The organism is Rhodococcus sp. IEGM 1351, assembly GCF_030056875.1.
GTDB lineage: Bacteria > Actinomycetota > Actinomycetes > Mycobacteriales > Mycobacteriaceae > Rhodococcus_F > Rhodococcus_F opacus.
On record NZ_JASHKU010000016.1, the window covers coordinates 25,249 to 34,528 of the forward strand.

Consider the following 9,280-nt stretch of genomic DNA (forward strand, 5'->3'; position numbering starts at 1 on the left):
ACCTGCCTATCCCCGGTGGTGCTAGCTATGCCTGTTCGACGTATCCATCATCTGAATTGCGGATCCTTCGATTCGCTCGCAAGCGGCCCCTTGGTCTCGCATGTCCTGCTGTGCGAGACGAACGACGGCCTGGTCCTAGTCGACAGTGGAATCGGCCGGTCGGATATTGCCGCGCCGAAAAATCGGCTCGGCCGCGTCGCCCTGACCCTCGGGCCGGCGTTGCGCGTGGAGGAGACGGCCGCACATCAAATCGAAGCCCTCGGCTACCAACTCTCGGACGTGCGCCACATCGTGGCGACGCACCTGGACTACGACCACATCGGTGGCGCACTCGACTTTCCTCACGCAACAGTGCACACGACAGCCGCCGAACTCCGCACCGCGCAAGCGCGGCGCCGGCTACCCGACCGTCTCCGGTATCGCCGCCCACACGTCGAGGCGATCACCTCGTTCCAGACGTACGACGGGACCGGAGAAGAGCTACTCGGCCTTCCCACCGCACACCCGATCATCGGAGTCGAAGACGTGTGGCTCGTCCCGTTGCCCGGACATTCCATCGGCCATGCCGGTGTCGCGGTCCGAACCAGCAACCGCGGTTGGCTGTTTCATGCGGGAGATGCCTTCTACCATCGAGCAGCACTCTCCCCCAGTCGATCTGCACCAATAAGCCGCGCCGCGGCGCTGGGTGCGATCGAGCTGACTCTGGCCTCAATTCCCGCGAAAGTCCGTGCAAATCACCAGCAACTCCGCAAACTCGCACACGACCCCTCACAGCGAGTGTCCGTCTTCTGTGCGCACGATGCGATTCTGTTCGATCGGCTTCGCGCAGAACAGAGCCCGATTTTCCCCTGACCCAACGCTTACATAGGGTTGAGGTTGATGGAGGGGAGTTCTACGTGACAGACGTACTCGAAGGCCGCCAACAGAATGGTGCCTCAGAAACCGGCAATCAAGGCTGGGTAATTTTCGAAACTCTCGGTGTCGATGCAGGTCAAGAGCCTTGCGTCGTCTCCGAAGGCGGTCTCGCGCGCGACTTCGCGAGCCGGATGAAAAGGAGCTGGAGCGTCGCGACGAACCGTGGCGACGCCGCCAAACTCCGCGAGGCAGCACAGAAGGCCATCAGCGCCGTCCTCAAAGCCCGTAAACCACTTCACGATCGGGTTTGGTTGTCGCAGAACCGAACCGCGGTATCTTATGCGGCCCCCATCCTGTCTTCGAATGGGGAAATCTTTGGCGTGCAGGTATATATCGCAGCGGCCGGAGAGGCGCCGCCCCCTCCACGTACTGTCGGGACCTTCGAGTGGGATTTCGCCACGATGCGGTCCGAGCACACCCCTATCGTCGAGGAGAAGATCCTCGGCATCGACACCACCCAGCCCAACCGCAGCCTTCCCGAGATCTGGCGCTTCTTCACCGCCTTCGACAAGCGCGACGCCTACACCGTGTATGTCGGCCAGATCGGCCACGGCCAAATAGAACCAAGCCAGCCTTTTGCGGCCGAGATCAGCCTGGAGGGCGACGACAAGGTTCTACGGTGCGTGCACATGACAACCCGGGGCCGCGAGATCGGCGGCCGGAAGACCATCGCCGGCCTCATCCACGACCTCACCGACGAGACACACCCCAAGCGGGATTTCCATCGCGAGTACAGCAAGACCCAGGCCATGACGATCGAGAAGTCGCTTGCCGAGCCGATGGGCATCGGATACCTAGAGCTGATCACGGGCCTGTTCCTGGAATGGGATGTCACACCTCCCGGACCGCTCGCTCGCTGGCGCACCGAGGTCGCCGAGATCCACGAGAAGAGCCGAGATGCATTTCTGCATGCCCGGGAATCACTTCGGAACGGCGACGCCCTCAGCCTCGACGTGGTGCTGTTCGTCCGGTTCTCCGAGTCGGAGGCGTGGACACCCGCCGAGCTGACCATCACTGGAGTGGCGACAGCCAGCGCCGAGCACGGTGTAACGGTGGTGCAAGCGATGGTGCTGGTACGCCCCGGCACCGGCCCGATGTGCTGGTAGTACACCATTCAATAACAGCGGCAAGCGATCTCGCCCGCCCAGCGTGATGGGCGAGATCGACACACCGCTCCGATCGTTCGGTTGCAGAGTTCCTGAGGACTGCTAATCTGATGTCCGCGCTCCCCACCCGGGAGTTTCCTGAGGCTTGTCGTAGTCGGCTTCAGAAGAGGCAAAACAACGTGTGGCACACGTGTATCTTCTTGCGCCACACCGTTCCCGGGGGTGGGTTATGTCGATTCGAGCAACCGAGCTACTTCTCTCAGCGCTCAGCGTTGCGAAGAAGTGGGACCTCGGGGGGTCGACGCAGAAATCGTTCTTCGCCGGCCGATCGTTACGCCTCAGCAGCACTTCCCCAGCAGCCCTGCGCCCGACTGCACAATCCTCAGTCGAGTGGCGGCCGGGCGCGCCCACGCTCGTACGCCGCTCGGATCTCGGTAACGGACACTCCGAGTTCGCCTGCAAGCCGGTCAGCGACAGCATCGCCGAGCTTGGCGTGTCCGCGTTCGAGAGCGGCGAGAAGGGATGTCGACACTCCGATGATCCCGGCGAGCTGCGCTTGGGTTCGGCCAGTCAGCTCGCGCAGCGTGCCGAGTTTGCGTTCCTTGACGGGGACATCTATCACCTCGTCCATTCGCAGTCCGAGAATTTCCACAACCCTCATCAATCGATCGACCTGAGGGGTCGATCGACCCACTTCCCATGCCGAGATCGTGGCCGTGCTCACATCGGCACGCAGGGCGAGTTCGCCCTGCGCCAAGTGCTTGTCGATACGCGCCTTGGAGAGCCGGGAAGGCACGAACCCATCCAGTGTTCGCCGGCTCATCCTGGGCAACCTCGCATAACGAGCCATGCTGCCCGACCTCCAGGACTGTTGTCACAAAAAAGTACGATAGACAAGAGCGATAAGGTGTAAGACTATATTAGAATCCCAAGGGGGGATGAGCACCTGACTTCCCCCACACAACAAGAAACCCCCCGATCGCTACCAACGATCAGGGGGCCTCGACCGGAGCGGGGCTGCAACCCCTAGCCGGTCATAGCAGATTGGAACCTCTGCAATGAACACGTTAGCTGGCGCTCTAATTGAGCGTCCCAAGAAGCACCTATCCGCAACCCGATCGTTGGCAACCGCAAGTGCCACTGACCTGGTACGCATCACGTCCCTGCACTCGACAATGGACGGACGCTGCACCGGATGCGGCTATGAGCCGACCATCATCAAACCGCTGTGCCCAGAGGCCGCGGCAGCACTGCGCGAGCTGACACAGCGCGATGCGAAGACGGGCACCCGCGGAACTCAGTTTTCGAACTCCTCGACCAGCGATCTGCTGGCGTCATCACTTCAACACCGCCCAACCTCTACCGGCCGGTGCCTGCGCTGCGGATTCACCTACACCGCCGGGTGCGAGGATTGCCCAGCACTCCGCGCGATTCGGAGGGAGCTCGAGAGCCGCGGCGTCACACCGATCCGACCAGAGGCCCAGGATTCGGCACTTTGCTCCGGCCGAGCGCAGGCATGGGAGATCGAGGGGCAGAGCGCAGCCCAGCTGCGGCGCGTAATTGACGCGTGCAAGCAGTGCCCGCTCCTCGCCCAATGCCGCACCGAGATCCTCCGGGCAATCGAACAAGGTGAGCCGCCGCGAGGAATGATCGTCGCCGGCGACGCCTACGACCTGCGCGGAAACCGGATCGAACACCGCCACCTGGCGCGATACGAAGCAGTGGCCTCGGGCTCTCGAAGTCGATGGGATACGACGCGGGCTGGAGTCGCAGCATGACCGCCCCCACGCCCTGCTCGATCGACCCTGAATCCTGGGACCTGGATGCAGGTTCCTACCGCGCCGGTCTCGACGCCCAGGCCGAATGCCTGCGGTGCCCGCGACTTGCCGCCTGCCGGAGAGAGGTCGCGGAGTTGACCAGCGCGGGTACTCCCCCGCAGTCGACGATCTGGGCGGCAGTTGCGTACCGCCACGACGGCGGAGCCATCCTGACTCGCCGTGACCTGCGCGCCTACTACAACCGGAGTGAAGGCCAGCGTGAAGCCAACCGGGGGGTGGCGGCATGACATCTCTCGTCGATCGCGTCTACTACATGGCCACTGGTCAGCTGGAGTCCCCTGCCACCGATGGCCCCTCTGCCGTTCGGTGGGGTTGGTTCGCCGACCTCTACGCCCACCCGCAGTGGGGTCTCATCACCGTCCCCGGGTTCTCGCAGGCAGAGGCGCAGACAGTCGCCTCTCTCTGCCGCGCGACACCGATCGCCTCGGTCGACTCGATCTCGGCGCGCTGGGACGTATTCGAGCAACTCGCGGCGATCAAGCTCGATCGCGCGCCGTCCGATTTCCCCTGGGCCGCGGTAGCAAACAGCGCGATCGACGCCCACGACTATTTGGCCGGCGGCGACTTCAGTGGCACCGAGACAGTCACCAGCGTCTTCTGGGCGCACCTCGCCGGTCAACCGACAGAGATCGCCGAGAAGCGGATCTCAGCGGCAATCGAGGCGTGGAACACCCGTATCCACAGCTCAACGAGAGGGGAAGCCGCATGACCAACCTCACCGCCACCGACCTCCAGGGACACGAGTGGGAACTCATCCCGATGCAGGAAAGGGTCTGCGCACGACGGGTCGCTGACGCGGATAGCGTCACCGTGCTCGATGTCGAGAACCTCATCCACGACCATGGGCCGCTCCTGCTCTCCGCAGGTCAGTCGGGATTCGGCGTTGGAACACGCGACGCACTCCTCGATGTGATTGATCTCGTCGCATCGGACCCCGAAACCGCCTCGGTCGACCAGGTCCGCGAAGTTGCGGCCATCGCTCAGCTCATGCTCGCCTCCCAATCAACGCCGAAGTCGGTACGCCGAGAGCAAGCTCCGGCGTGAGCAAATTCGTCACAGATGCATCACGCGTGCCTAACCGATCGGTGCCAGCGAGCGTGGTGAGATGGTCGATGACCTGTGTCCAGAGGGAAGGGAGTGGTGGCTGTGGCTGAGTGACGAAACGGAACGTCCTCGATACCTAATTTCATCAGCGCAGACCCTCAGAGACACGAAAAACCCCCTGGTGGGGGTGGTTTCAAGTCAGGAACCGCGACCGCGGATTTCGTCGAGGAGGACTTGGCAGGTCCTCCTACCAGGAGGGTGAAGGCCTTGGCAGGGCCATCACTTTCTCTCTGAGGTGAGTTTCGAAAGCTCGAACTTTCGAACTCGTACTGCATCCCCGAAGGGACTTTCACACACCGTGAATACGTCTCAGGGTAACTCATACCCTGAATCAGCATCCAGAACTCAAACATCCACACTCGGCGTGTCGTCCGACGCACCGGAGCACACAGGTCGTACTACTCCCGATGCGGAGTGGGCAGCCCTCGTCGACGCAGCGCACCGCAACGTTGGCGAACTCGAACAGTTCAACCATGCGAGTGGTCAGCGCGGCAGCTCGTGGGCACTACCCGTCGCTGACGGTGCCCACCGGGATATCCCGGTGTGGTCGGGTAAGGGTGCGTGGCTACGGCAGGTTCGCCACGCGGTAACCAACACCGAGATCGGCAGAGCCGCGGTCAAAAAGCGCCGCATCGGCGTTGAAACGATGGTCGCGGTCGCGGCCGCCCACGCCCGATTCGCCGAGTCCCCCACCGGACGGGGCATCACTGCTTCGGTGGCCACGATCGAGCGGGTGGCAGGGGTCTCCGAATCTGTGGTCCAACGTGCACGGCGCGTGCTCCGTGACCTGAGTATGGGCTATGAGGTCGTCCGTGGTCGCCAACTGCAGAGCCGTGAATTCATGGCCGCCGAGTTGCATCACGGCGGCCACCAGCGCGGAGCTGCGAGCGTGTGGGCCCTGTCGAGCCCCCGATGGGTCATCGAGGCCGTTCCTCGACCAGTCGCCGCTAAGCGGCGCTCCCCCGCCCGCTCAGTGCACCGGGCGCAGACGCATCAGCAGCGCCGCCAACGCCAGCAGGCTGCAGACCGCAAAGCCGAAGCGGCCAATCCACAGTTCAGCGGGCGTGACACCCTATCTCTTGGTTCTTCAGTTCTTGAGAAGTTCTCTCGTAAGAGAGAACTCACCAAGCGCGCGACGCACGCAGGAGCAATTACCACCAACACGCACCGGCCCCTGCACACCCAACGCGCGGCCGCCCAGCTCGCCCGCCTCGCCCCCGCACTGACGCCGGATGGGCACATCGGCCAGCTCGTCGACGTGCTCGTACGCACCGGCATCGACACCACCCGCTGGACCGGCCGCGACATCGCCGACGCCCTCACCCGCGACACCCAGAACCGTGGGTGGACCTGGCCGGACGCGAAGAGCTGGCGCACCGGCGGCTACTCGGTCCAAAACCCGGTCCGATACGCCCACATGCGGCTCTCACGCATCGATTTCACCGGCCCCTCCCCGAGCCAGCAACGAGCCAGTATCGACGCCCAGCGACGCGCTGAGCAGGCAGCACGCGCTACCGAGGCTGCGGAGGCCCGATCCCGGGCGGCAAGTGCCGAACACCGCGCGGCGATGCGAGCGAATTGGCGCACACTCGCTGCCGATGCGAGCACCACACGCCCCGGAGGGGTCCACGAATGACCGCCACCACCAAGCTGTCGTGTGTTCAGTGCACTGGCACCAAGGGGTCCTCGGTGAGGGCAGGCCTCGAGCGCTGCGTGGTCGACGTAGCCTCGACCGCGGCTTCCGGAAGCGGCACGGAGAGCGTTACTGCGCGGGTTACTGCTGACACGGAAGATTCGGCATAAAGTGCCGGAAACGACCGCGTTCACCCGCACCTACTTCGAGAACGGAGCCCCACGTGTCGACGAGCCAGACGAAGACGCCAGCCAAACGGCGCCGCTCCCCCGCTCGCCAGCAACGAACGGAGCAGGTCAGCAGGAACTCCGACTCGGTCCGCGAACGGCTACGCACCGGGGCCACCACCGTCGTCGTCGACACCGCCGGCAGCGAGATCGAACTCGACGACCGCACGTTCGCCAAAGCCAAGACGAACCAGTGGATCATCCGCATCATCGGTACTTCTCTGGTCCGCATCCACCTCGACACCCCGCTCCCGGAGACCGCGCAGATCGTCGCCACCGACGCTGCCCGCCTCCAGATCACGGGCCAGGTGCGGCTCTACGCCTACACCAACACCGTCGTCGACGCGTTCGACCATTGCGTTGTAATTGCACGCAACCATGCCGGCATCAACGCATGCGACAACACTCAGATCAACGCGACAGACAACACCTTCGTCCACGCCTACGACAGCGCGGTGGTCTACGCGGAGGGTGATGCGGTAGTCCACGCCAGCGGCAACACGCACCTCGTTCTCAGGGACAGCGCGCGGGCGACCACTCAGCGCGGTGTCACCGTCCAGGGGCCTTCCCGCAAGAATGTCTCCGTCCGACGCTGAGATCCGTTCGTAGGCCCGTTTCGATGGGTAGCAGTCGAAGAAGGACATGCTGAGTTCCGGGAAGTCGTGAAAGTTACGTTTCCGCTCCCCACTGGGGTTGGTCAGGCCTCCGATGCTTGCCGAAACCTGCGCCTGGAACGGCCAGGCGCAGGGAGAAATTTCAGCGCGAAGGATGACCCCTACAAGGCTCCGGGCGGCTTCTGGAACGGAATCTGACCTGGTGCTCCGCAACATCAGAAGATCTCCGATGAGCAAAGAACAGCCTAGGTCAGCTGCTGTTTTGTGAGATTCCGGTAGCACATGAGAGCTGAGATTTCCTTAGATAACCGCATGTCACTGCAGGTTATATGCCCTTGCGCTACATATGATCTGACTAGCCAACCGAAGCAAACCGAATGTATAGGCACTAGTTATAAGCTAATATAAGCTTATATAAGTTCCCATATGGGAATAGAGAGGGGAGGGCCATGACGATCACTGCGATCGCAAACCTCAAGGGTGGCGTCGGAAAGACGGTGGTCGCCGGCGGGCTCGCGCATGCCGCTGCCGCAACCGGCCGGACGGTCCTGCTGGTTGACGCGGACATGCAGGGCAACTCCACGAAGCACCTCACCGGCTACACGACAGCTGAGCCGTCGCCGCATTCGCTCGCGGATGTTCTCGACCGCCAGACGGATCTGCCGATGCGGGACGCGATCGTCGCCGCGCGACGGGAAGAGATTCACGTCGTGCCGTCGGGCTTCGCTGAACTCCAGGCGGTCTCCGACCAACTCGGCACCAAGCCCGGGGGAGAGATGTCCTTCGCCCGTGCTCTCAAGCCGGTATCCGGCGACTACGAGCACATCCTGATCGACTGCCGCCCGGCGATTGACCTCGTTTCCCGGAGCGCCCTGTACGCCGCCGACAATCTCCTGATCGTCGTCAACCCGGAACACGATGCGGTTGACGGCCTTAATTCGCTCCAGACAGCTCTCGAAGACCTGGCCGAGTACATGGACAAGGTCCTCCCAATCGCGGGGATTGTCGTCAACAAACTTGACGGCCGTCGCAAAGATCACGCGGAGGTCATCGACTACCTCAAGGAGTACGGGGCCGCGGACGGTATCGCCCTGCTTGGCGACCCGATCATGCACAAGGGGGATATCTCCAAGCTGACCAACGTCGGCATGGGTTTCGACGAACACCCCTCCAATCCGGTCTGGTCCCGCAACCTCCATACCAACTTCATCGAGATCCTGGAGAAGGTGGCCCTCTGATGAGCAAAATTCCCCAACCTGCCCGACCCGTGCCTCGTAGTACGCGCACCCCGTTCGCTCAGCCCGCGGCAACGACGACCGCAACACCAGACGCCGTTGCATCGGAGTCGACCGCAACGGCGTCTGACGCGCCCGCAACAGTCACTCGCTCCGCAACATCGTCGGCAACGCCGCGGCAACGCAAGGCCGCATCGACGCCGGTGAAACCGGCAACAGAGAAGAAGCGCAAGGCTCAAACCACCGACATCCTGCTGTCGCTGGAAGAAGAGTTGAAGGACCGCATGGTCGCGGCACTCGAACACACCCGCCCCCGGACTGGGATCAAGAGTCAGCAGGTGTTCATCCGCACCGCGATCGACCAGCTGTGCGCCAAGCTCGAAACGCAGTACAACAACGGCGAGCCCTTCCCCGCGCCAGCCGATGAGATCGCCATATAGCCCCTATGGGCGGGCATCCACCATATGGGCTATATGGCGCAACGTTGCGCAGAAGCGAAAATGGCACCTGCCAGCACAAACAGCATTGCGTAGCAACGGCCGCAACGGCCGCAACGAGAGAGACCCCGCCGGGGCCTAGCCGGCGGGGCCTCATCGACCGGGACCCCG

10 protein-coding genes are annotated in these 9,280 nt (G+C 63.2%); 9 read left to right on the forward strand and 1 reads right to left on the reverse strand.

What is annotated here, in order from left to right:
• Window positions 1-90 precede the first annotated feature (90 nt).
• Window positions 91-852: an MBL fold metallo-hydrolase gene (locus tag QM806_RS25695; protein ID WP_283293214.1), complete on the forward strand. Its 762-nt coding sequence runs from the start codon at window positions 91-93 to the stop codon at window positions 850-852.
• Between the two features lie 44 nt (window positions 853-896).
• Window positions 897-2,021, forward strand: coding sequence for a GAF domain-containing protein (locus tag QM806_RS25700; RefSeq protein ID WP_283293215.1), 1,125 nt, complete (start codon window positions 897-899; stop codon window positions 2,019-2,021).
• Between the two features lie 382 nt (window positions 2,022-2,403).
• Here QM806_RS25700 and QM806_RS25705 read toward each other — a convergent pair whose 3' ends face one another.
• Window positions 2,404-2,844, reverse strand: a complete 441-nt coding sequence (locus QM806_RS25705; protein ID WP_283293216.1) for a helix-turn-helix domain-containing protein — start codon at window positions 2,842-2,844, stop codon at window positions 2,404-2,406.
• Window positions 2,845-3,795: 951 nt separating this feature from the next.
• On the opposite strand from QM806_RS25705, the gene QM806_RS25710 reads away from it, so the two are divergent.
• From QM806_RS25710 to QM806_RS25740, 7 genes are all read left to right on the forward strand, one after another.
• Window positions 3,796-4,086 carry a hypothetical protein gene (locus tag QM806_RS25710; protein WP_283293217.1) on the forward strand — a complete coding sequence of 97 codons (291 nt, stop codon included), beginning with the start codon at window positions 3,796-3,798 and terminating at the stop codon, window positions 4,084-4,086.
• Window positions 4,083-4,568 (forward strand): hypothetical protein, encoded by a 486-nt coding sequence (locus tag QM806_RS25715; protein ID WP_283293218.1) that lies wholly within the window; start codon window positions 4,083-4,085, stop codon window positions 4,566-4,568. The genes QM806_RS25710 and QM806_RS25715 overlap by 4 nt, the downstream gene beginning before the upstream one ends.
• Complete coding sequence (locus tag QM806_RS25720; protein ID WP_283293219.1) at window positions 4,565-4,903, forward strand: hypothetical protein; 339 nt, start codon at window positions 4,565-4,567, stop codon at window positions 4,901-4,903. Before QM806_RS25715 ends, QM806_RS25720 begins: the two co-directional genes overlap by 4 nt.
• 424 nt (window positions 4,904-5,327) lie before the next feature.
• Window positions 5,328-6,599 (forward strand): hypothetical protein, encoded by a 1,272-nt coding sequence (locus QM806_RS25725; protein WP_283293220.1) that lies wholly within the window; start codon window positions 5,328-5,330, stop codon window positions 6,597-6,599.
• A 220-nt stretch (window positions 6,600-6,819) separates the two neighbouring features.
• Window positions 6,820-7,419: a hypothetical protein gene (locus QM806_RS25730; RefSeq protein ID WP_283293221.1), complete on the forward strand. Its 600-nt coding sequence runs from the start codon at window positions 6,820-6,822 to the stop codon at window positions 7,417-7,419.
• Between the two features lie 467 nt (window positions 7,420-7,886).
• Window positions 7,887-8,675 carry a ParA family protein gene (locus tag QM806_RS25735; RefSeq protein WP_283293222.1) on the forward strand — a complete coding sequence of 263 codons (789 nt, stop codon included), beginning with the start codon at window positions 7,887-7,889 and terminating at the stop codon, window positions 8,673-8,675.
• Window positions 8,675-9,112 (forward strand): ParB family protein, encoded by a 438-nt coding sequence (locus tag QM806_RS25740; RefSeq protein ID WP_283293223.1) that lies wholly within the window; start codon window positions 8,675-8,677, stop codon window positions 9,110-9,112. The genes QM806_RS25735 and QM806_RS25740 overlap by 1 nt, the downstream gene beginning before the upstream one ends.
• Window positions 9,113-9,280: the final 168 nt, after the last annotated feature.

Bases quoted from the DNA above. Each gene is read 5' to 3' on its own strand.
- QM806_RS25705 (WP_283293216.1), bottom strand. From the start codon at position 2,844: ATGAGCCGGCGAACACTGGATGGGTTCGTGCCTTCCCGGCTCTCCAAG.
- QM806_RS25710 (WP_283293217.1), top strand. From the start codon at position 3,796: ATGACCGCCCCCACGCCCTGCTCGATCGACCCTGAATCCTGGGACCTG.
- QM806_RS25715 (WP_283293218.1), top strand. From the start codon at position 4,083: ATGACATCTCTCGTCGATCGCGTCTACTACATGGCCACTGGTCAGCTG.
- QM806_RS25720 (WP_283293219.1), top strand. From the start codon at position 4,565: ATGACCAACCTCACCGCCACCGACCTCCAGGGACACGAGTGGGAACTC.
- QM806_RS25735 (WP_283293222.1), top strand. From the start codon at position 7,887: ATGACGATCACTGCGATCGCAAACCTCAAGGGTGGCGTCGGAAAGACG.
- QM806_RS25740 (WP_283293223.1), top strand. From the start codon at position 8,675: ATGAGCAAAATTCCCCAACCTGCCCGACCCGTGCCTCGTAGTACGCGC.